Raw genomic sequence first — 21,439 nt, 5'->3', positions numbered from 1 at the left:
CTTGACGCGCCGCATCCGATAAACTAAGCAAACCATATAATAAGGATTACTTATCATTATGGCTGCCAGCAGCGACACCGAGACCTTCGGCTTCATCGTCACCGATATCGCCCGGCTGATCCGCGCCGAAATGGACCACCGTACCACCGAGGCGGGGCTCGGGCTCACGACCGGCGAAGGCCGGGTGCTGTTCAACGTCCGCCGCGCCGGCCCGATCCGGCAAGCGGCGCTCGCCGAGCGGCTCGGCGTCGAGGCGATGACGCTCAGCGGGCTCATCGATCGCCTCGAAGGCAAGGGCTATGTCGAGCGGCAGCCCGACCCCGCCGACCGCCGCGCCAAGCTGGTGACGCTGACCGAAGCCGGCACGGCAGTGGTTGCCCGGATCGAGCCGATCGCCGCCGGCATCCGCGGCGACGCCGCGCGCGGCATCGATCCCGACGATTGGAAGCGCGTTCTCGCCGCCCTCCGGATTTCGCGCCAAAACCTGCTCGCGCTCCGGGCCGAGGCGCAGTCCGGCGAGAGTGCGGCGGCATGAACATGCGTACGGAAATGGCCCCCGCCGAGGCTGTTGCACCCGAACCGATCATGAGCGAGCGCCGGGTATCGCTGATCGGCGGCCTGATGGTCGCCATCGGCCCGATCTCGCTCGCCCTGTTCACCCCGGCCATGCCCGAGATCGTCAAGGCCTTCGGCACCACCGAGGCGGCGGTGAAGATGACGCTGTCGCTCTATTTCGGCGGCTTCGCCTTCGCCCAGCTCGTTTGCGGACCGCTCTCGGACGGCTTTGGCAGAAGGCCGATCACGCTCGCCTTCATGGCCATCTACCTCGCCGCCAGCGTGCTCGCCCTGCTCGCCCCCAACATCGAGACGCTGGTCGTCGCCCGCTTCCTCCAGGGCGTGGGCGCCGCCGTCGGCGTGTCGGTGTCGCGCGCGGTCGTCCGCGACGTCTTCACCCACGAGCGCTCGGCCCGTATCATGAACATGATCGGCATCCTGCTGGCGCTCGGCCCGGCGATCGCGCCCACCCTCGGTGGCGTGACGATGGAACTCTTCGGCTGGCATGCCATCTTCGTCGTCATGGTTCTGCTCGGCGTCGTCGTCATGCTGGTGACGATCTTTGCCCTGCGCGAAACGGTGCAGCGCGACCTGAGCCGCATCCGGCCGGGCGCGCTCATCCGCTCCTACGGGTCGCTGCTGCGCAGCCCCTATTTCATCCTGTGCAGCCTGGTCGTCGCCGGCACCTCAGGTGCCATCTACACCCAGGCGACGGTGCTGGCATTCATCCTGATGGATCGCGTCGGCCTGACCGCCACCCAGTTCGGCATAGGCATGCTGATGCAGACGGCGAGCTTCATGCTTGGCGCGCTCATCACGCGCCGGCTGATGCCGCGCTTCGGCGCGGCTCGCCTGGTGCCGTTCGGCCTGATCTTCGTCGCCCTGGGTTCCATCTCGATGGCGATGCTCCTGCGCATGTACGAGCCGACCTTCCTGCTCGTCATGGGTCCGATCGGCATCTATGCCTTCGGCATCGCCATGGTCCTGCCGGCGATGATGACGGCAGCCCTCGCCCCCTTCCCCAAGAATGCCGGCGCGGCTTCCGCGATGATGGGCTTCTTCCAGATGGGCGCAGGCCTCGTCGGGGGCACGGCCTCAGCCATGATCGGCGATCCGGTCACAGCCCTTGCCACCGTCATCCCGATCATGGGCCTCATGGCCATCATTTCCTGGTTGGGCTGGAGCCGACTGCCCGAACCGTCCATCATGACGCGGCTGAAATAGCTTCCGTGCAACGGCAGCTAGATGCCGTAGCAGTTCTCACCGAGGCTCACCTGCGAAATGGCGACGACCCGTTCGCCCCTGATGGTGAAAATCTCCCGCATCAGCGTGTCGTTGCTGGGGAAATCGTAACAGGCAAGGCCGGTCGTGACATCGCCGTCCCTGCTCTCGACCCTATGGCGGATGGCGGCACCCGCCACGGCCGCCTCCCACTCGTCCATCGACGCGATGAATTCGGCCTTGGTCTGGGTAACGCCGACATCATCGAGACGGATCTCGGCATTGTCGGCAAGCAGGCCGGCGAGTGCTGCCCGGTCGACCTCAAGCAGCGCCTCGTACCAACGGTCGACGACATCGCTTCCCTGGGCGGAGGCAAGGGCGGCCACCAGCAGGGTGGCGGCTGCGACAAGCTTCAGCATTGCCGTCATGGCCGGCCTCCCGCTTCGGACCCAGGGCATCAGGCCCATATCGCCACCGGAATGCCATGGGCATCGTATCCCGGCGGGGTCGGAAAGCTTCCGGTTTCGCCGCGCCGGTGGCGCTCGGCAACCAGCATCATCGCGCAGGCGTCGAGGAAGTCGTCCGTCGCAGCACCCCGCGGCGGCGGCCGATCGAGATCGTGCCCTGCCCGCGCCAGCAGCGCCTTGCGCTCCTCCATGCCGGCAGGGTTGACCCTGCTCTTGATCTTCTTCGGGAGGCTCATCGCACGCTCGCCGTTGAGCCTCCAGAATGCCACCTCGGGATGCGATTCGATCACCCGCCCGCGCAGGTCCGGCCGCTCCATCATCAGCGCGTCGATCTCGCGGATCTTGGAGAATATGCCGAAGGCCTGGATCGACACGCCGCGAGGCGGCGATGAAGTCCGCATCGCGACCTCGCTTGCCCGCCGGTGCGCCGCATGCCAGGCGTCGAGATCGGTGAACGCGGCGGTCTCGGCGTGCACCGCCGCCCGCGACGGGATCGAAAAGACGCTCGACTGCCGTTCGCCCAGCAAGGGCCGCACGAGGGCCTCCGGCCCGCGGCCGCCCCTTCCAGAAAGCTCGGGCAGTCCGATCGGCATGTCGACGGCGACGGTCGCATCGTCCGGCAGCGCGGCGAGCAATCCTGCGAAGCCGGCGAACACCCTGGCCGCGGGCAGCAACTCGGCGTCGTGCCGGATCACCGCGACCCAGCCGGCCTTGCAGCCGTCGACGCCGGCAACCGTCACGCCTCTGACTCCATGCCGGGTTTTCGGCTCCGCGAAGGGTGAATGAGATTGCGCAGCTCCACCTGTGCCATCGGATGCGACAGGCTCTGCGCATCGGTTTCGAGCTGCAGTTCGTCGCCGCCGCGCCTCGAGGTGCGGGCGAGGATTTCGTAGACGGATGCGGTGGTCGTCTGCAGCGCCTTGGCCATGGGCTGGCCAGCGAGCAGCCGCGCCAGGAACACCGCGGCCGTCAGGTCGCCCAGGCCGTTGGGCGGGCGCTCGACGGTACGGTGCTCGGCCAGCATCGCCTGCGCGGCCGTCACCAGCAGGTTGCCGGTGCCGCCCGTCATCATCGCCGGCGCCGACGTCACCAGCATCGTCGCAGGTCGTGCGGCAAGTGCAGCCGCCATCGTTGCGCGCATGTCCTCCAGCGTGGTGCCGGCCAGCCATTCCAGCTCGTAGCGATTGGGGGTGGCGATATCGGCCAACGGCAAAAGCGTATCGCGGATACCCGTGGCAAGGGAATCGGCGACATAGAGCCCGCTGGAATCGCCGATGACGGGATCGCAGACATAGAGTGCCCGCGTGTTCTTCGCCTTCACGGCCCTGACCAGGGAGGCCACCGCCTCGACCTGCCCCGGTTCGCCGAGATATCCCGACAGCACGGCCGCCACCTCGCCGAGCCACGGCGCGCGTTCGAGGTCGGCCATGAAGGCCGCGAACTGCTCGGCGGGAGGAACGATCCGCGTGGCCCGGCCATGCCCGGGGTGCCAGGGCAGGATGACGGTGGGAACGGCCCAGACCGGATGGCCGAGCGTCTCCAGCGCGAACACCGCCGCGCGGTTGCCGACCGATCCACGCGCCACATGGCTCGACACGACGATGACCGCGCGCGGCGCGGCTTGTTCGGCCCGAACGGTCATGAGCTCATCCGCCCCGCACCAGAAAGTTCACCAGCCAAAGGATCAGCCCGATGGTCAGCACGAAGCCGAGGATGCGGCCGATGCGCGTGCCGATATGTTCGATGCGGTCGGACTTGTCGACGTCGGCGGCGCCGAGGTGGTCGGCCATCTCGCCGGCCTTGCGCCTGACGAAGGCCCCGCCGCCGGCGTCGCTCTCCCGCGCCACGCGGTCGAGAATGCGGCGCGATTCCTTCTCGCCATCGCTGTTTCTGGGCGACGCCATCGTCGAATGTCTCCCGGCGACTTTGCCGTCTGCGCCCGGTTTTCTCCTGACGCGTTTGTGATAATGCTTTGCCATCGGTTGCTTTGTCGAGGACATTCACAATGCAGATGCGCGCTTCGTCGGCACTTCCTTCCTTCCGCCTTCTTCGGGCCTTCATCTTCCTGGTGCTTGCCATGCCGCTGCTGTCTGCATGCGGCTACAACACGATTCCCACCCAGGAAGAGCAGGCCAAGGCGGCCTGGAGCGAGGTCCTGAACCAGTACCAGCGCCGTGCCGACCTCATCCCCAATCTGGTCGAGACGGTGAAGGGCTATGCCGCGCATGAGAAGGACACGCTCGAAGGCGTCGTCGAGGCCCGCGCCAAGGCGACCCAGGTGACGGTCACGCCCGAAACGCTCACCGATCCCAACGCCTTCAAGACCTTCCAGGACAACCAGGCCGGCCTGACCAGCGCGCTGTCGCGGCTGCTCGCCGTGGTCGAGAACTACCCCGACCTCAAGGCCAACCAGAACTTCATCGCCCTGCAGGCGCAGCTCGAAGGCACCGAGAACCGCATCGCCGTCGCCCGCCGCGACTACATCGAGACCGTCCGCGTCTACAACACGTCGCTCAAGACTTTCCCGGCCATGCTGTGGAACACCTTCTGGTTCCGCGGCGAGCCGTTCCAGAACTTCACCGTCGCCGAAGACAAGCTCGAGGCGCCCAAGGTGAATTTCGGCACCAGCCAGGGCGGGTGATCAGCCAAGCGCGGCGATTTGGCTGACATCAACATGCAAGCGGGCGCCTGGACACCCCCCTCTGGCCTGCCGGCCATCTCCCCCGCAAGGGGGGAGATCACGCGGACGCACGGCCTGCGCCCATCGCAAAGACTGAAAGCCCAGCACCGAGGCCGAAGCTGCCAATCTCCCCCCTTGCGGGGAAGATGGCCGGCAGGCCAGAGGGAGGTGTTCAAGCACTTCCCTGCGATTCTAGCATTCCTACTTTTGCTGTTCGCAGCCCCCGCCCTCGCCGCCGAACTCCCCAGCCTCACCGGCCGCGTCGTCGACGACGCCAACATCATCGATCCGTCGACCGAGGCGGAGCTGGTTCAAAAACTCGCGGCCTTCGAGCAGAAATCGTCCGACCAGATCGTCGTCGCCACCATACCCGGCCTCGACGGCGAGGAGATCGAGCCCTACGCCAACCGCCTGTTCCGCGCCTGGAAGCTCGGCCAGGCCGGCGAGGACAACGGCGTGCTGCTGATCGTCGCGCCCAACGACCGGCGCATGCGCATCGAGGTCGGATACGGCCTCGAGGGCTCGCTCACCGACCTGCACACCAAGCTCATCATCGAGAACACCATGGTGCCGGCCTTCCGCGCCGGCGATTTCTCCGGCGGCATCTCCAAGGCCGTCGACGACATCATCATGGTGATCGAGGGCGACGGCGCCGAGCTTGAGGCCCGCGCCAAGCGCAACGAACAGACGGGCCTGTCGGGCTGGAGCGAAGACGAGATCATCTTCTTCATCTTCCTCGCGCTCTGGGCCGCGATCTTCTTCGGCGGCATCGCCACGTCGATCCTGCCGCGCATCTACGGTCGCAAGCTCGGCCCCGGCCGCTACGAGTGGCTCGGCATGACCTTCGACTACACGCAACGCTCGCGGTCGTCGCGCGGCGGCTGGACCTCGGGCGGCGGTGGCTGGTCGGGCGGCGGTGGCGGCGGCTGGTCGTCCGGTGGCGGCGGTTTCTCCGGCGGGGGCGGCTCGTCGGGCGGCGGCGGCTCCTCGGGAAGCTGGTAGGGACGAGATGACGGCACCAACCCTCAATCCCGGCGACCACGACCGCATCGCAGCAGCGATCCGCGGTGCCGAATCGCAAACATCGGGCGAGATCTATTGCGTCGTCGCGCGCCGCAGCGACGGCTATTTCTTTCCCGCGGCCTTCTCCGTCACCCTGGGGATCCTGTTGGTGAGCCTGGCTGCCGCAGCCGCGCTCGAATACTGGTGGATCGCCGTGCGCCTGCCGCACTTCGTCATCGTCCAGGTGCTCGCGGCCGCGGCTGCCTGCGCGCTCATATGGCTGTTCCCTGGCCTCAGGCTGTGGCTGGTGCCGCGCAGCCTGCTCTGGCGCTCCGCGCACGCCAATGCGCTTCGCCAGTTCTATGCCCGCAACATCCACCTGACCAATGCGCGCACCGGCGTGCTCGTCTTCGTCTCGATCGCCGAGCGCTACGCCGCGGTCATCGCCGATGCCGGCATCAACGCCAAGGTGGAACAGGGCCAATGGGACGGCATCGTCGCCGAACTCATCGGCAATGCGCGCGACGATCGGCTCGCCGATGGCTTCGTCGCTGCCATCGCCCGCGTGGGCACCCTTCTGGCCAGGCACTTTCCGGTCCAGCAAGGCGACGCCAACGAACTGGACGACCATCTCGTAGAGATCTGAAGCCGGGCTGATTCCCGGCAGCCGGGTGTGTCCTATTGGACTCACCCGCAGTGCGACGCACAGCCGCGGACCCAAAAGCGGGGGTGCTGGAGTCGCCGACTCTTTGCAAGGATCGCGACGCGGTTTATGGTTAAGAAATCATGAACACGCTGACGATCGATATCAGGAAAGCCGAGCCCCGCGACGCGGATGCCATCGCCGAGGTCCATCACGAGGCCTGGCGCGGCGCCTATGCCGGCATCATCCCGCACCGCGCGCTGACGGCCATGATCAACCGTCGCGGCGGCGAGTGGTGGGCAAACGCCATCCGTCGTGCCGCAACGGTGCTGGTCATCGAGATCGGCGGCAAGATCGCCGGCTATGCCACGCTCGGCCGCAACCGCGCCCGCGAGTTGAAGCAGCAGGGCGAGATCTACGAACTCTACCTCCGCCCCGAATGCCAGGGCATCGGCCTCGGCACCCGCCTGTTCGCCGCGGCGCGCCAGCGGCTCGCCGACCACGGCCTCAAGGGCATGGTGGTCTGGGCACTGGAGGAGAACGACAACGCGCTCGCCTTCTACACCGGCGCCGGCGGCCGCGACGTCGCCGAAGGCGTCGAGGTGTTCGACCAGAAGGCGCTGAAGAAGGTCGCCTTCGTCTGGGAGTGATCCCGGGCGCGGCACCCTCGCCTTTCGTCGCAATCGAGCGAAATCAATATTGCATTGCACGCGCGGCCCAACGCGGCTATCGGGAGGCACCTTAAATCTGGAGCTTCCCCTCATGCGCATCGATGCCATCGCGATCGGCAAGAACCCGCCTGAAGACGTCAACGTGATCGTCGAGGTGCCCGTCGGCGGCCAGCCCATCAAGTACGAGATGGACAAGGAAGCCGGCACGCTGGTCGTCGACCGCTTCCTCTACACCCCGATGACCTATCCGGGCAATTACGGCTTCGTGCCCCACACGCTCTCCGGCGACGGCGATCCGATCGACGTGCTGGTCTGCAACACCCGCCAGCTCATCCCCGGCTGCGTCATCAACGTGCGCCCGATCGGCGTGCTGGTGATGGAAGACAACGCCGGCCAGGACGAAAAGGTCATCGCCGTTCCCTCGCCGAAGCTCACCCGCCGCTACGAAAACGTCTTCAACCACACCGACCTGCCCGAGATCACGCTCAAGCAGATCGAGCACTTCTTCGAGCACTACAAGGATCTCGAGCCCGGCAAGTGGGTCAAGATCGGCGGCTGGCACGACGCGGCCTACGCCAAGAAGATGATCGTCGAGGCCATCGAGCGCGCCAAGCAGCTCAAGGCCTGAGGCAGCCTGTCGAACGCGCCTTCTCTGCAGCAAGCGGAGAAGGCGCGGCGTCGCTTTTGTCGCTCCCGGCCGGAAGCGCCGGGACATGCCAGCCGTCTAGAGCAATTCCAGGAAAGGCGCGCAGCGGTTTTCCGTCCGGAATTGCGCAAAAACAAAGAGATAGAACGTTTCCGCGATTCGAAGAAAAGTGGAACTGCTCTAGTTCGCCGTCTTGTCGACGCTGAGGAATTCCGGCATCGGCTCGCCGACGATGACCCTCTCGCCGGCACCGCAGGCAAAGTCCCGGACCTGCTCGTCCGCCAGTCTGCGCGCCATCTCGTTGGCGTTGGGCTTGCCACTGGCCAGCACCAGCCCGACGACGCAGCCTTCGGCCTTGCCGGGCTGGCCCACCTTCGCCACCACCAGCACCTCGACCTGCCTCGACTGGTCCGCATCGTCCTGGACATACCAGCGATGAATGGTCGCGAACGGGACTCCGTCCATGGCGGAGATCCGCCACTCGATCCTGCCGCCGGTCGAGTTGAAATGGCCGAAGCTCTGCCAGGGGATCCGGTCGAGGTCCGCAGGTGGAAATCCGTAGAAGACGGATTCACGCAGATCGGCCGTGAACATGACCACCGGATAGCCCCGATAGCCGGGGCAGACGAGATTGGCGAAGTCGCCTTCGTCGGCAGCGGCCTGGTCGAAGGTCACGCAATCCGGTCCGGCGTTGACATCGGAATAGGCGCTAGAAATCTCTTCCGCCGAGGCGGGCTGCCAGGCCATCGCCACCAATGCCGCCGACGCCAACAGCAATTTCCGCATCTTCGACCCTCCCCTCACAGGGCCGGAGCGGCGACGCGGATCGCCATCGTCCCCGGCGGCCGGATTATGCCGTGCCGGCCGCTTCCCATCCAGTGGGTTCAGTGGGGCGCAAGCCTTGCGAGCTTGCCGGCAATCTCGCCGGCCGGGCCGAGGATCCGCACGGTCTTCAGCCGCGACGTGCCGCCGGCCACGAGCGACACCGACTTTTTCGGAAGCCCGAGTTCCGCGGCGAGCAGCTTCTCCAGCGCCGTATTGGCCGCGCCGTTCTCCGGCACGGCGCGCACCCTAGCTGTGAGGTGGCTGCGCCCGTCGGCCGCCGTCTCGACGCCTTCGACCGCATCCTTCGCCGATCTCGGCGTCAGCCTGACGAAGAGATCGATGCCGTCGCCGCGCTCGCGGAAGAAGCCGGACACCGTAGCCCCGGTCAGAGCACCATCGGCGCGATGGTCGTGACGATGAACTGCCTGACGAAGAACAGGGCGAGCAAAAGGACGATCGGCGAGATGTCGAGGCCGCCGAGATCGGGCATGAAGCGGCGGATCGGTCGGAGCGCCGGCTCGGTGAGGCGAAACAGCATGTTGCCGATGGTGCCGACGAACTGGTTGCGCGGGTTGACCACGTTGAAGGCATAGAGCCAGGAGAAGATCGCCGAAGCGATGATGATCCACCAGTAAAGGTCGAGGGCCAGGACGATCGTCTGAATGAGGGCGAGCATGCCGTTCTCCAATGAATTGCCGACATTTAGACATTGCACGCCTGAGCGGCAAGCCCTGCCGCGGCTGGCTGCCTTCGCGACCGGGCGTGCGGCAGCGTATTGCGAGCTGGCCCTCGGCCGCTCGATCGTCTCCGTCACGACGTTGCCAGATACCGCTAGTCGGGACGAAGGACGAGGTCCGGAGGAGCCCGTCCCGCATCCGACAAGCCAAGTTGATCGCGAAGCAAACCTTGCTTGACATCCGCCCCGCACCACCAATAAATGCGCCATCCGCTGGACGGGGCTGTAGCTCAGCTGGGAGAGCGCGTCGTTCGCAATGACGAGGTCAGGGGTTCGATCCCCCTCAGCTCCACCAGCGGAATTTCCTCAACGCGCCACCCTTTGCCCGGCTCGGAGTTGTGCCGACCTTCGCCGTCCGGTCACGGCGACACGGCGAGGTTCGGTTTGGCCTGGTTTTGCAGGCAGACGGGCGGGCCCCGAGAGCACGGCGATGATCGCCGCCGACACCAACCCCAAAAGCGCTAGCTCCTTTGGCCACCTGTCGGGTGGATTGGTTGCGGTGTAGCATCGATCCCGTACCACCAGGAATTGCTGGAAGCACCTTCATCCCATCGAGGCAACGCTCTTTGGAGGAGCACGGCCATGGGCTTGTACTCCCTCGTCGGATCAACGGCGATCGTGGCTGCCCTGGCCTGGGTTGGCGCGGAAGCCAGCGCCACCGAAATCGACACCGCCATCGTGTTCGCGGTCGATGTCTCGGGCTCGGTCGATCCGGCCACTGCCGAGCTGCAGCGCGAGGGTCATGCCGCGGCGATCTCCTCGCAGGCAGTCCTTTCGGCCATCGCCCGCACCCACGCGGGCTGCATCGCGATCACCTATGTCGAATGGTCCAGCTACGGCCGGATGCGCTCGGTGCTGCCTTGGACGAATGTCTGCGGGCCAGAAGATGCACAGGCCGTGGCATTTGCCATCCGCAAGGGCGGCGACAGGGGGCTTGGCTGTGAAGCCATGTGCCGGACGTCCATCTCCTTCGCCATAGATCTGAGCGTCAAGCTCCTGGAGAGCCACGCGGGAAACGCGTCCAACAAGATCATCGACATCTCCGCCAATGGCATCAACAACGACGGTCTGCCGGTCGAGGAAAGCAGGCTGAGGGCGGTCGCTGCCGGCTGCACCATCAACGCCATAGCACTGCCCGAGATCCGGCTTGGTGTTCCGCAGGAACTCACCCGATACTTCGCCGACAATGTGATCGGAGGTCCACATGCCTTTGTCATGCCGCTTGCCAGTCCGAGCCTGTACTCGTCGGCCTTGCGCCAGAAGCTTGTGAAGGAGATCAGCCTGGCAGACCCAATTGCCGACGTCGCCTCACTCGCACGACTGGCGATGCCGGAGATGCGGTGACCGCCGAGGAGACATTTGCCGCTCGGCATGCCCCGCCGCTACTTCAGCAGCACCGGAGCTGGCTCGGCAGCACGCTGAAATGGTCCTTGAAACTCTTGGAGAAATAGGACGGCGACATGAATCCGCAGGCGACGGCGATATCGGTGATCGGCATGTCGGTCAGTTCGATCAACTGGCGCGCCCGGCGCATCCGCAGCTTGATGTAGTACTGGCGCGGCGTGGTCGAAAGCAGGCGCTCGAACAGTCGCTCGACCTGGCGGCGCGACAGGGCCGCCCAGCGCGCGATCTCGATCAGCGGCAGCGGATCCTCGACGTTGCGTTCCATTTGCTGGATGATCTGCATCAGCTTGCGGCCGCTTGCGCCATGGCGCAAGCCGGGTGGCGCCGACTGGCAGCTCGCACCGTCGCGCCAGCGGTCGGCGGTCAGATGCTGGCAGATGCTTCTTGCCAGCTCCGCGCCGCACTGCCGCTGGACAAGGTCGATCGCCAGGTCGAATGCGGCGAAATCGCCCGCGCAGGTGACGATCTGGCGGTCGCTCACGAACAGGGCGTCGTCGACCTCGAGGTCGTAGAAGCTCTCCGCGAACGCCGCCATCTTGCTCCAGTGGATCGTGCAGCGCCTGTCGCCAAGCAGCCCGGCATCCGCTAGCAGCCAGGCGGCGGTGCCCAGCGCATAAAGCGGCACGCGGGCACGGGCGGCGCGGCGCAGGAAGGCGCGCAACTGGTGGGTGCTGTACCTCTCCACCTCCTGCCCGGCGCAGATCATGAATGCAGGCTGCCGCGTCGATTGCCCCTCCAGCAGCCCTTCGAAACGCCTCGCAACGCCGACGGAGACGCCACTGGCACTGGTGACCGGCTGGCCATCGATGCTCGTCAACCGCCAGCTAAAGAGTTTTCGGCCGGACAGGACATTCGCGAGGTTGAGCGGTTCGATCAGCGCGGCCAGCGACAGCTGCGAAAAGCCGGGCAGGAGCAGGATCTCGACGTCCAGGACATCGCCATGGAATTGGTCGGAGGCCGGCTCAACCTGCAGCCCTCTTTGCTCACCATGCGCTTGGAATCCGGCATGTTTGTACGGCGCATTCATCGCTGGCTCTTTCTCTGTCTCCCCCGGCCCCTCGATCCCTGCCTCAGCGGCACGTCAGTCCGCGCGCCTGCCGCGATAGTCCTTGAGCCAGGAGAGCGACTTCTCCCAGCCGCCGAACGGAAACAGATGCACGAAGATGCGGGGGGCATCGGACGGCAGGTCGGCCTCTATCGCCCTGATCAGGTCGCCCGGGTCCTTGTCCGCCAGGACATTGAACAGGCCGACGCCCGAGCGCCGTAGGGCGGCGAGCGACGGCCCCACGCCGCACATCATGGCGAACTTGATGAGCTTGGTCAGCGAGGTGACGCCGGCCAATCCGAGGTGGACCGGTACCCCCGGATAGTTGCGGTGGAGGTTCATGGCCCAGGCCGCCATCATCGCGCCGTCGAAGGCGAATTGCGAGACGATGCGCGGGGCCAGGCCGCGGTCGTGGCAGATGGCGATCTTGCGCAGCAGCGCATGGGCGAGCGCGTTCTGGCTGATCGCCGGGTGGCCTTCCGGGTAGCCGCCGATGAAGGCTGTGGCGAAGCTGCTGTCGGCGATGACCGGATGGGCGAGAAGGTCGGCGGCATCTTCTAGCGGGCCGCCGGCCGACAGCGGATTGCCGCCGACGAACAGCGCCTCGGTGACGCCGTTGCGGCTGTGCGCCTCGACGAGGTCGGTGAACTCCCGGGCCGTCGAAAAATGCCTGGCGCCGAGATGTGGAACGGGAACGAAGCCGGCCTGCTTCAGCAGCCTGGCCGCCTCGACCTGCATGGCGATGGGCTTGCCCTCGAGATGGGTCAGAAACACGCGCGAACCACGCGGAAATGCTTCGTCGGACGGCGTGAATCCGGCTGCCTGGGCCGGCGCCAGTTCGATCGATACCCCCTCGCCCACGAGATTGGGCAGGGGCAGCGGCGAAAGGCGATGCTTGAGTTCGGGCATGGTGATCTCCGGCACAAGGGGAGCGCGCGCCGGCTCGGGTCTCCGGCTGTGATGTCGGCGAAGGGGAGGAGGACGCTCAGCCCCGGATCAGGGCGGCGAAAAATCGTAGGCATATTTCGGCCTGGCCGGCGCAATGCCCGCCGGCGGCGCAAAGGCCCGATGGCAAAAACGATCGATCATGACCGCGCGTAGCTCTCGCCGAGTGCAGCCGGCTGGCGGCTCTTGCCCTTGGCCATGACGATGATGGCGATCGAGATGACATAGGGCAGCGCCAGCAGCAGCTGGTACGGTACGGCTGCCCCGATCGCCTGGCTGTGGGTGGCCACCGATTCCAGGAAGGAGAAGGCGAGTACTGCGAGCGTCACCCGCAGCGGATGCCAGTTGCCGGCAATCAGCGCCACGACCACCAGCCAGCCGCGGCCGGCCGAAAGCTCGGGGACGAAACGGTCGGAGAAGCCGAGCATCAGGAACGCGCCGCCAAGGCCGGTCATGGCGCTGCCGAAGACGGTGGCAGCATATTGCCGGGCGGCAACGTTGAGCCCCATCGTGTCGAGCGCTGCCGGGTTCTCGCCCAGCGCGCGCAGTTCGAGCCCGGTCCGGGTGCGGTAGAGGAAGGCCCACACGACCGGCACCAGCGCGAAGGCGGCGTAGGTCAAGAGCCGCTGGTCGAACAGCACCGGGCCGACGACGGGAATGTCAGACAGATAGGAAACCGGCACCGTGCCGATGCTGTCGAAGGTCGGCTGCGCCTTGCCCTTCACAAAGCTGCGGAACCAGAACAGCGTCAGCCCACTCGCAAGAAGGTTGATGCCCAGGCCGGTGATGAAATGATCGACCCTGAGGGTGACGCTCAGGAAGGCAGTGATGACGCCGAGCACCATCGCGGCTGCTACCGCCGCAGCGAAGGCGGTCGCGTGGTCGCCGGTCACCGCATAAACGATATAGGCCATGAAGGCGCCGGTCAGCATCGTGCCTTCGACGCCGACATTCCAGATGCCGGCACGCTGGGTCACCAGTTCGCCCATGGCCGAGAGCAGCAGCGGCGTGGCGATGCGGATCGTCGCGGCGAGCAGGCTGACGAGGATGGCTTGCTGAAACAGTCCGCTCATTTTGCCGAGCTCCATGTGAGGCGGTAGCGGGCGAGCGCCGTGCCGCAGAGGACGAAGAGGAGGATGGTGCCCTGCATCGCCTGGATCAGGGAATCCGGGACGCCGCTCTGGATGCGCATGTCGACGGCGCCCGAGGACAGGCCGCCGAACAGGATGGCGACCGCCACGGTTCCGGCCGGGCGCAGGCCGCCGACCATGGCGACGATGATGCCGCCATAACCGAGGCCGAACAGGTAGTCGGCCTTCAGGCGATGCTGGACGCCGAGCAATTCCACCCCGCCGGCCAGACCGGCAAGAGCACCTGAGAGCAGCATGGTGACGAGCACGATGCGCGGCACGTCCATGCCCATGAAGCGCAGCGCGGTCTGGTTGGCGCCGAGAGCGCGCATGTCGTAACCCGATGACGTGCGCTCGAGCAGCAGGTGGACTGATATTGCCGCGGCGATCGCGAACAGGATGCCGGCATGCAGCGGCCCCGAAAGTTGCGGCAGCCAGGCCGGTTGCGCCAACAGCGGCGTCTGGTGGTAGGCGACGGTCGTGCCCGCCTCGGTCCACGGCCCGCCCGAAAGCAGCCAGGACAGCAGGTAGACGACGATGTAGTTGAGCATGACCGTCGAGAAGATCTCGTTGACCTCGTAGCGGTTGCGCAGCACCGCCGCAATGCCGGACATCGTCGCGCCGCCGAGCATGGCACCGGCTATGGCAAGCGGCCCGACGACAAGAAGCGGCGCGTCCGGCAGCGAAGAGGCGACCCAATATGCGCCCATCGCGCCGGCATAGACCTGGCCCTCCTGGCCGATGCTCCATATCCGTGCCCGGAAGACGACAAGTGCGGCGAGCCCGGTGAAGATGAGCGGCGTTGCGTCCACCAGCGTGCGCAGGATGGCGCGCTGGCTGCCGAAAGCGCCGCGCAGCAGGGCGGCGAATGCCGTGGAGACATCGGCCGACGAAAGTTTCAGCAGTACAGCTGTGGCGGCAAAGCCCGCCATGATCGCCAGGCCATAGGACATGCCCTGCCAGAGCAGGCTGGAGGCATGGCGCTGTTCGAGCTTAATGTGCACGGGCTTCACCTCCCGGAATGGCCTGGCCGGCCATCATCAGGCCGAGATGCTGCGGGGTCGTCGCTGCAGGCTCGACCACGCCGACGATCTTGCCGCGATGGATGACGGCGATGCGGTCGCACAGCGTCATCAGGTCGTCGAGTTCCTCCGATGCCAGGAGGATGCCGAAACCCTCTGCCTTCTTGGCCAGCAGCTGCCGGTAGACATAGTCGATGACGCCGAGGTCGAGCCCGCGCGTCGGCTGGTTGGCGAGCAGCAGCGAGGTGCTGCGCTGCAGCTCGCGGGCGAGGATCACCTTCTGGGCATTGCCGCCCGAGAGGCGGTCGACCCGGGCGGCGCTGTCCCTGGCGGCGACGCGGTATTCCGACATCCTGTCCGTGGCAAAGGAGCTGATCGCCTTGCGGTCGAGGAACGGCCCCTTGCGGAAGGCGCAATCATGGTGCCGGCCGAGAACGATGTTGTCGGCAATGGTGAAGCTGCCGATGAGGCCCTGGAGATAGCGGTCATCAGGGATGTGGCCGACGCCGAGGTCGATGACGTCCCTGGTCGAGCTTGCGGTCACATCCTTGCCGTCGATGCTGATGCGGCCGGCCTCGAGCGGCCGCACGCGCATGATGGTCTCGAACAGTTCGCGCTGGCCGTTGCCGGCGACGCCGGCGAGGCCGACGATCTCATGCGAACGCACCTGGATGCTCAAGCCGTCGAGCACGCGGTGGCCGCGCTCGCCATTGACATAGACGTCGTTGAGGTCGAGCACGATCTCGCCCGGCAGTTCGCGGCCCTGGTTATAGGACGGCGACACCTTGCGCCCGACCATCAACACCGACAGTTCTTCGGGCGATGTCTCCGCGGTCCTCAGTGAAGCGACGAGCTTGCCGGCGCGCAGCACCGTGACGCGGTCCGAACGCATCACCTCGCGCAGCTTGTGGGAGATCAGCACGATCGCCATGCCGGCGCCGCGCATGCGCTCAAGCGCTCCCATCAGCCGGTCCGATTCCTGCGGGGTCAGCACCGCCGTCGGCTCGTCGAGGATCAATATCCGCACGCCGAGGAACAGCACCTTGATGATCTCGACCCATTGCTGCAGGCCGACAGGCAGTTCCTCGACGATGGCGTCAGGGGAAAGCTCGATGCCGTAGTCCGAGCACAGGGCCGCCAGGCGCCGGCGCGCGGTCTTCGTGTCCAGGAACAGCCCCCTGCCGCCGGCGCCGACCAGCACGTTCTCGATGACGCTCAGCCGCCCGACGAGCTTGAAGTGCTGGTGGATCATGCCGATGCCGAAACGCAGTGCCTCGGCCGGCGAACGCAGTTTCACGGGCTTGCCGTCGATCGCCAGCTCGCCGCCGTCCGGCTCGACATAGCCATAGAGGCAGCCGGACAGGGTGGATTTGCCGGCACCGTTCTCGCCGAACAGGCAATGGATTTCGCCAGCATGTATTTCGAGCGACACGCCGTCCAGCGCAACGACGTCGCCATATCTCTTGCTCAATCCGCTGGCCTGCAACGCAACAGTCATTTCCGTGGAACTCCTCCGGCGCATCAGCGCTTCTTCACGGCCCGCCGGTCTCCTCCCCGGCGGGCCGCACCAGGTCCGCCTATTGCGAAACCGGCAGTGCCGTATCGAGCGGCACCTTGAGGCTGCCGTCGCGAATGGCCTTCTCGGTTTCCGCGACCTTTGCCTTCACCGCTTCGGGCACCTTGGCGTCGAGTGCGTGATAAGGCGCCAGCGCCACCCCGCCTTCGGCCATGGAGAACCAGCGCGGCTCGGCATTGCCCTGATAGGGCGCGCCCTTGGTCGCACGGTTCCACCACTCGTCGATGATCCAGTTGATGTCGGGGTCCCAGAGCGCGACGGCGCTGGTCACCACGTTCTCGGGCGCGAAGTAGTTCTCGTCGGCCTTGCTGCCGAAGCAGTAGACCTTGTTGAGCTTGCAGGCCTCGAAATTGCCGGTCAGCTGCAGGATGCCATCGACGCCGGTCGCCACCTGGGCGTTGGTGTATTCGGCGGCCTTGCCCGGGTCGTACCAGGACTCGACGAAGGCGACGCGCTGCTTGGTGTCGGCGCGCATCTGCCGGGCGCCTGCGAAGAAGGCGTTGATCTCGTCGTTGATATCGTCGCCTGGGAAGGTTCCGACCACGCCGAGCGAGCCCGACTTGCTCATGCCGCCGGCCAGCATGCCGCTCAGATACGACGCCTCGTGGACGCGCTTGTAGATCCAGTACTGGTTGCCGCCCAGCGGCTGGTTGCCCGAACCGACCACGGCGAACGCCACGTCGGGGAACTCGTCCTTCACCTTGGCCACCTGGTCCGAATAAGGCCCGTGGCCCCAGATGATCTGGTATTCGCCGGACTCCGCATAGATCCGCATCGCCTCGGCTGCATCGTCGTCGAACACCGGGTCGCCGACGGTCCATTCCACGTCGAGCCCGTGCGGCTTTGTCGCCTTCACCCGTTCCAGCGCGGCGATCAGGCTGCTTTGCCACGACGACTCGACTCCGCCGGTGAGCACCAGCGCGATCTTCACCTTGGTCGGCTGATCGGCGAATGCCGAGCCGACCCCGATGGCGCACACCGCCGCCACCACTGCAATCCCTTTGCGAAACATCGACATTCCAAGGTTCCTCCCTTTGTCGTTCGCGGCCGGGCGCGTTCGGCCCGGCCCAACTCTCAGGCTCAGGCGGAGCGCTTCAGCGCGGTGAACGGCGTCGCCACCTGGCGGGTAGACACCAGCCCGAGGACGCGCCCGGTCTCGTCGGTCCACTCGGCCTGGATGTCGGCGCGGTCGACCTCGATCAGATCCGCGCCCAGGCAGGCAAAGCCGATGATGGCGCCGACCGTCGGGCTCCAGGTGACACTGGTGGCGCGGCCGACGACACGTCCGTCATGCACCAGCTTCATCGCCTGCCAGCGAACACGCGGGCAGAGATTGGGTGAGACGTTGGCGCGCCTGTAGAGGGCGTAGATTTCGTCGGTGTCGAAGACCAGGCCGGTGAAGCCGTTGGAGCCGTGGCCATTGGCGCGCTGCGCTTCGAGCGCCGCCTTGCCGACGAAGTCGCTTTTGCTGAGGTCGACCAGGCGCTCGAGCCCGAGTTCCTTGGGCGTGACCAGGTTGTCGGCGTCGAGCACCCCATGGGCGAACTGCAGCTCCGGTCCGGCGCCGGTGTAGTCGGCACGGATCAGGATGATGCCGGCTTCGACGCGGGCGATGTCGGCGGCAAACTCGCCCGCCGGCACGATGCCGAAATCCTGCCCGGCCCGGCGCACCGCAGCCCAGACGGCGGCGCCGTCCTGCCGGTTCAGCCAGATCTCGTAGCCAAGTTCGCCGGTGAAGCCTTGCCGGACCACCTCGACCTCGGCACCGCCGATGATCGCCTTGCGGATGCGGGAGAAGCGGAACTTTTCCCAGCTTTCGCCCGTCGCCTTCTCGAGCGTCAGCGTCGAATTCGGCCCCTGCAGCGACAGGATGCCGATCTCGTCGGTGACGTCGCGGATCGAGACCTCGAAGCCCTTCGCATGACGCTCGCACCATTCGACCGCCGAGTCGCCTGACAGGCGATAGACATTCTCGGCGATGCGCAGCACCAGCCCGTCGGAGACGACATGGCCGCTCTCGGCGCACAGCGGCGTGTAGATGGCATGTCCGATCTCCATGCTGGCGATCGGGCGGGTGATCAACCGGTCGAGCAGCGCGGCGGCACCGGGGCCGGCGATCTCGGCCTTGGGCAGCGGCGACATGTCGATCATCGCACCGGTGGTGCGGATCGCCCGGATCTCCTCCTCGACGTCGCTGAACATGTCGGGCACGAGGTAGCGGTCCCATGCGTACCACCAGCGTGTCGCATTGTTCGCACTCGAGTGGCTGTGAAACGGGGTACCCTTGAATTCCATGGTGGCTCTTGCCCTCTGCGTCCGTTCATTAGCCGGACGATATGAAAGGGCGGGCGGAGCGTGAATGACTTTGAGACCTAGAAACATGTCTCCATGTCAGATAGCTTTGGCCTGAGAGCCCAGCTGCCAGCAATGCCGAAACTGGGAGGCTTGCATGAGTTCGATCGTTTTCGCCGGGGGACAGACGTTCTCGTTCGGCGACGCCACTTATGAGAACGGCGGCTTCTTCGGCCCGATGAAGCTCGCTTATCTGCAGATCCTCGCCGTGTTCGAAGGCCATGCGAAAGTCGGCAGCGACGAAGGCGACTTCGAGGTCAATGCGGGCGAGGCGGCACTGATCCTCAACCGCATGCCGATCTCCTTCCTCTATGCTCGCGACCGGCGAACACGGGTGGCCTGGTGTGAGACGGCGCCTTCGGCGATTTCGAGCCTGGTCATGAAATCCTGGCGCAGCGGACCCGACATCGTTCCGCTCGACAACCGCATCCACCAGCTGATGCTGCTCGGCGTGGAACTCGGCAACTCGTCGCGTTCGGGCGTCAACGAGGTGCGCAATGCCATCGGCCAGGCGCTATGCAGTTCCTTCGTGCTCGGCGTGCAGGACAAGGAGAACCTCGGTTCGCTGCCGGACGTGGTGCAGCGCGCCAAGGCTTTCATCGACACCAATTTCAAGAAGCAGATCACTGTCACCGACGTCGCCGACGCGGCCATCGTCAGCCGCCAGCACCTGACGCTGCTGTTCGTCAGGCATATGGGCCTCACCCCCGCCCGCTACATCTGGCATGTGCGCGCCTCGCAAGGGGCGGCCATGCTGATGAACAGCGGCACGCCGATCGCCCGCATCGCCTATGAATGCGGCTACCAGGACCCATTCCACTTCTCCCGCCATATCCGCAAGGCTTTCGGCCAGACGCCACGTGAGCTCAGGACCGGCAAGGGATTTCGCATTTCGTCGCTCGATGCCGAAGACATGGAAAACACGACTTTCTAGCGCCGGAGATGGCACGGCGGGCGGGCCATCTGCTCTTATGGCCGGACGCGTAGCCGGCTGATCTTACTTCTGGACATGTCTTCATGCCTTGGCGGCATGTCACACTGTCCCCCGATCCCGTAGCTTACAAAAGCCGCATCTAATAAGCCCAGACAGACAAGTGGCGTCCTGAATTCGCCTCGCGCCTCCCCTGCCTTACTGGCAGGGGTCGAACCCTTCGTTCGTGCCGCATCGGGCAAAGCCAGGGGGGTGCGGCACCGGCAGCGATGCCGGTTCGACAACCAAAGCGAGGGGACTGGAATGCGATTGAACAGACTTGCGCCTGCGCTGGCCGCCGGCGCCACCCTTTGGGCTGCCTTCGGCACCGGCAGCGCCTTTGCCGCCGATGCCGAAAGCCTCGACCACGTCCGCGTCTGCGACGTCTACGGCACCGGTTTCTACTACATTCCCGGTACCGAGACCTGTCTCAGGGTCGGCGGTTATCTCCGTCTCGAAACCGGCTTCGGCCCGCTCTTCGGCGTCGATGTCGACGGCGACGGCGACCGCGACACCTACTACACGCTGGCCCGCTTCCAGCTGCAGACCGACGCCCGCGCCGAGACCGAATTCGGCACGTTCCGAACCTATGCCAACATCAATTTCCAAGAAAAGCGCGACGCTGCCGATGCTGTCCAGAGCGCCGAGATCGAGATGGCGATGATCGAGCTGGGCGGCTTCTTTGCCGGCGTCAACGACTCGCTTTTCATTACCCAGACCTACTATGCCGGCGCCGTGTCCAACGACGCGATCGTCGGCTACGGGCCGTTCACCACCACCATGCTCGGCTACACCTACACCGGCTCGAACGGGCTGACGCTGGCGGCCGCGCTCGAAGGCGGCTGGGGCGAAGACGTGATCGACAGCTACATGCCGCGCGTCGTGATCGGCGCAGCCTACGCCCAGGACTGGGGCAGCGTGACCGCCGTTGCGGGCTACGATTCGGTCGCAGAGGAGTGGGCTGGCAAGCTCAGGATCGACTTGACCGTCAACGACAGCATCTCGATCTGGGCCATGGCCGGTGCCAAGACCGACGACAGCGATCCCTACTCGCAATTCTATGGCGTGTGGGGCGGGCGCTGGGCTGTCTGGGGCGGCGGTGCTGCCAAGCTGACGGACAAGGCGACGTTCAATCTGCAGCTCGGTTACGACGCTCAGGAGAATTTCGCCGCGGTCGCCAATGTCGCCTGGAAGGTGGTCGACGGCCTGACCGTCTCGCCGGAAGTCGGCTACTACGACAATTTCGACCTGGCCGACGCCGATGCGCTCGGCGGCTTCGTCCGCATCCAGGCGGATTTCTGACGGAAGCATCCTCCCATGCTGCCCGTCACGGCGTCCGGAACCTGCACCGGACGCCGTTTTCGCTTAGCGCATTTCCAGGAAGTGCGCAGCGGTTTTCCGTCCGGAATTGCGTCAAAACAAAGAGATAGAGCGTTTCCGCGATCCGAAGAAAAGCGGAAGCGCCCCAGGTCCTCACCCCAGCCGTTCGGCGTGCCACCTGAGGTGATCGTCCATGAAGGTGGAGATGAAGTTGTAGGAATGGTCGTAG

The 21,439-nt window shown here is 65.8% G+C and carries 24 protein-coding genes, 1 tRNA gene and 1 pseudogene; 11 read left to right on the top strand and 15 right to left on the bottom strand.

Going from position 1 to position 21,439, the window contains the following annotated elements; all coding sequences use genetic code 11:
• The first annotated feature begins 58 nt into the window (after window positions 1-58).
• Both PV773_RS10705 and PV773_RS10700 read left to right on the top strand, forming a co-directional pair.
• Window positions 59-535 carry a MarR family transcriptional regulator gene (locus PV773_RS10705; RefSeq protein WP_347966326.1) on the top strand — a complete coding sequence of 159 codons (477 nt, stop codon included), beginning with the start codon at window positions 59-61 and terminating at the stop codon, window positions 533-535.
• Window positions 532-1,779 (top strand): multidrug effflux MFS transporter, encoded by a 1,248-nt coding sequence (locus PV773_RS10700; RefSeq protein ID WP_347966325.1) that lies wholly within the window; start codon window positions 532-534, stop codon window positions 1,777-1,779. The genes PV773_RS10705 and PV773_RS10700 overlap by 4 nt, the downstream gene beginning before the upstream one ends.
• 17 nt (window positions 1,780-1,796) lie before the next feature.
• Here PV773_RS10700 and PV773_RS10695 read toward each other — a convergent pair whose 3' ends face one another.
• From PV773_RS10695 to PV773_RS10680, 4 genes are read right to left on the bottom strand one after another with little or no spacing between them, the layout of a single operon-like run.
• A complete protein-coding gene (locus PV773_RS10695) occupies window positions 1,797-2,204 on the bottom strand; it encodes a nuclear transport factor 2 family protein (RefSeq protein WP_347966324.1) in 408 nt (135 codons plus the stop codon).
• A gap of 29 nt (window positions 2,205-2,233) precedes the next feature.
• A complete protein-coding gene (locus PV773_RS10690) occupies window positions 2,234-2,983 on the bottom strand; it encodes a DUF429 domain-containing protein (RefSeq protein WP_347966323.1) in 750 nt (249 codons plus the stop codon).
• Window positions 2,980-3,885: a pyridoxal kinase PdxY gene (pdxY, locus tag PV773_RS10685; protein WP_347966322.1), complete on the bottom strand. Its 906-nt coding sequence runs from the start codon at window positions 3,883-3,885 to the stop codon at window positions 2,980-2,982. The genes PV773_RS10690 and pdxY overlap by 4 nt, the downstream gene beginning before the upstream one ends.
• Window positions 3,886-3,889: 4 nt before the next feature.
• A complete protein-coding gene (locus PV773_RS10680) occupies window positions 3,890-4,147 on the bottom strand; it encodes a hypothetical protein (RefSeq protein WP_347966321.1) in 258 nt (85 codons plus the stop codon).
• 101 nt (window positions 4,148-4,248) lie between these two features.
• Between PV773_RS10680 and PV773_RS10675 the strand changes: the two genes are divergently transcribed.
• The 5 genes from PV773_RS10675 (at window position 4,249) to ppa (ending at window position 7,867) form a co-directional block, all read left to right on the top strand.
• Window positions 4,249-4,884 carry a LemA family protein gene (locus PV773_RS10675; protein WP_347966320.1) on the top strand — a complete coding sequence of 212 codons (636 nt, stop codon included), beginning with the start codon at window positions 4,249-4,251 and terminating at the stop codon, window positions 4,882-4,884.
• 207 nt (window positions 4,885-5,091) lie between these two features.
• The gene (locus tag PV773_RS10670; protein WP_347966319.1) at window positions 5,092-5,925 is read left to right on the top strand and encodes a YgcG family protein; all 834 of its coding nucleotides are present in this window, start codon (window positions 5,092-5,094) and stop codon (window positions 5,923-5,925) included.
• Window positions 5,926-5,932: 7 nt separating this feature from the next.
• Window positions 5,933-6,571, top strand: coding sequence for a TPM domain-containing protein (locus tag PV773_RS10665; protein ID WP_347966318.1), 639 nt, complete (start codon window positions 5,933-5,935; stop codon window positions 6,569-6,571).
• A gap of 140 nt (window positions 6,572-6,711) precedes the next feature.
• The gene (locus PV773_RS10660; protein ID WP_347966317.1) at window positions 6,712-7,218 is read left to right on the top strand and encodes a GNAT family N-acetyltransferase; all 507 of its coding nucleotides are present in this window, start codon (window positions 6,712-6,714) and stop codon (window positions 7,216-7,218) included.
• Between the two features lie 112 nt (window positions 7,219-7,330).
• The gene (ppa, locus tag PV773_RS10655) at window positions 7,331-7,867 is read left to right on the top strand and encodes an inorganic diphosphatase (RefSeq protein WP_347966316.1); all 537 of its coding nucleotides are present in this window, start codon (window positions 7,331-7,333) and stop codon (window positions 7,865-7,867) included.
• A gap of 198 nt (window positions 7,868-8,065) precedes the next feature.
• On the opposite strand, the gene PV773_RS10650 is transcribed toward ppa, so the two are convergent.
• From PV773_RS10650 to PV773_RS10640, 3 genes are all read right to left on the bottom strand, one after another.
• Window positions 8,066-8,671 carry a hypothetical protein gene (locus tag PV773_RS10650; protein WP_347966315.1) on the bottom strand — a complete coding sequence of 202 codons (606 nt, stop codon included), beginning with the start codon at window positions 8,669-8,671 and terminating at the stop codon, window positions 8,066-8,068.
• A 98-nt stretch (window positions 8,672-8,769) separates the two neighbouring features.
• On the bottom strand, window positions 8,770-9,084 hold the full coding sequence (locus PV773_RS10645) for a DUF167 family protein (protein WP_347966314.1): 315 nt from the start codon (window positions 9,082-9,084) through the stop codon (window positions 8,770-8,772).
• An 11-nt stretch (window positions 9,085-9,095) separates the two neighbouring features.
• The gene (locus PV773_RS10640) at window positions 9,096-9,386 is read right to left on the bottom strand and encodes a YggT family protein (RefSeq protein ID WP_347966313.1); all 291 of its coding nucleotides are present in this window, start codon (window positions 9,384-9,386) and stop codon (window positions 9,096-9,098) included.
• A gap of 279 nt (window positions 9,387-9,665) precedes the next feature.
• Here PV773_RS10640 and PV773_RS10635 point away from each other — a divergent pair.
• A tRNA-Ala gene (locus PV773_RS10635) sits at window positions 9,666-9,741 on the top strand.
• Window positions 9,742-10,028: 287 nt separating this feature from the next.
• Window positions 10,029-10,790: a DUF1194 domain-containing protein gene (locus PV773_RS10630; RefSeq protein WP_347966312.1), complete on the top strand. Its 762-nt coding sequence runs from the start codon at window positions 10,029-10,031 to the stop codon at window positions 10,788-10,790.
• Window positions 10,791-10,833: 43 nt separating this feature from the next.
• Here PV773_RS10630 and PV773_RS10625 read toward each other — a convergent pair whose 3' ends face one another.
• From PV773_RS10625 to PV773_RS10595, 7 genes are all read right to left on the bottom strand, one after another.
• Window positions 10,834-11,877 (bottom strand): GlxA family transcriptional regulator, encoded by a 1,044-nt coding sequence (locus tag PV773_RS10625; RefSeq protein ID WP_347966311.1) that lies wholly within the window; start codon window positions 11,875-11,877, stop codon window positions 10,834-10,836.
• 54 nt (window positions 11,878-11,931) lie between these two features.
• Window positions 11,932-12,804 carry a methylenetetrahydrofolate reductase gene (locus PV773_RS10620; protein WP_347966310.1) on the bottom strand — a complete coding sequence of 291 codons (873 nt, stop codon included), beginning with the start codon at window positions 12,802-12,804 and terminating at the stop codon, window positions 11,932-11,934.
• A 176-nt stretch (window positions 12,805-12,980) separates the two neighbouring features.
• A complete protein-coding gene (locus tag PV773_RS10615) occupies window positions 12,981-13,913 on the bottom strand; it encodes an ABC transporter permease (protein ID WP_347966309.1) in 933 nt (310 codons plus the stop codon).
• Complete coding sequence (locus PV773_RS10610; protein WP_347966308.1) at window positions 13,910-14,974, bottom strand: ABC transporter permease; 1,065 nt, start codon at window positions 14,972-14,974, stop codon at window positions 13,910-13,912. Before PV773_RS10610 ends, PV773_RS10615 begins: the two co-directional genes overlap by 4 nt.
• Window positions 14,964-16,490, bottom strand: coding sequence for an ABC transporter ATP-binding protein (locus PV773_RS10605; protein WP_347966307.1), 1,527 nt, complete (start codon window positions 16,488-16,490; stop codon window positions 14,964-14,966). The genes PV773_RS10610 and PV773_RS10605 overlap by 11 nt, the downstream gene beginning before the upstream one ends.
• A gap of 79 nt (window positions 16,491-16,569) precedes the next feature.
• The gene (locus PV773_RS10600; protein ID WP_347966306.1) at window positions 16,570-17,586 is read right to left on the bottom strand and encodes a BMP family protein; all 1,017 of its coding nucleotides are present in this window, start codon (window positions 17,584-17,586) and stop codon (window positions 16,570-16,572) included.
• A gap of 62 nt (window positions 17,587-17,648) precedes the next feature.
• The gene (locus PV773_RS10595) at window positions 17,649-18,863 is read right to left on the bottom strand and encodes an aminomethyltransferase family protein (protein ID WP_347966305.1); all 1,215 of its coding nucleotides are present in this window, start codon (window positions 18,861-18,863) and stop codon (window positions 17,649-17,651) included.
• A gap of 154 nt (window positions 18,864-19,017) precedes the next feature.
• On the opposite strand from PV773_RS10595, the gene PV773_RS10590 reads away from it, so the two are divergent.
• A complete protein-coding gene (locus tag PV773_RS10590; RefSeq protein WP_347966304.1) occupies window positions 19,018-19,854 on the top strand; it encodes an AraC family transcriptional regulator in 837 nt (278 codons plus the stop codon).
• 300 nt (window positions 19,855-20,154) lie between these two features.
• The gene (locus PV773_RS10585; protein ID WP_347966303.1) at window positions 20,155-21,192 is read left to right on the top strand and encodes a porin; all 1,038 of its coding nucleotides are present in this window, start codon (window positions 20,155-20,157) and stop codon (window positions 21,190-21,192) included.
• Window positions 21,193-21,363: 171 nt separating this feature from the next.
• On the opposite strand, the pseudogene PV773_RS10580 reads toward PV773_RS10585, so the two are convergent.
• Window positions 21,364-21,439: pseudogene (locus PV773_RS10580) on the bottom strand (S-formylglutathione hydrolase); the annotation flags it as partial.

Source organism: Mesorhizobium sp. CC13 (genome assembly GCF_039907765.1).
Lineage (GTDB): Bacteria > Pseudomonadota > Alphaproteobacteria > Rhizobiales > Rhizobiaceae > Aminobacter.
The sequence above is the reverse complement of the archived record's forward strand: the minus strand, read 5'-3'. Positions and strand labels throughout refer to the sequence as shown.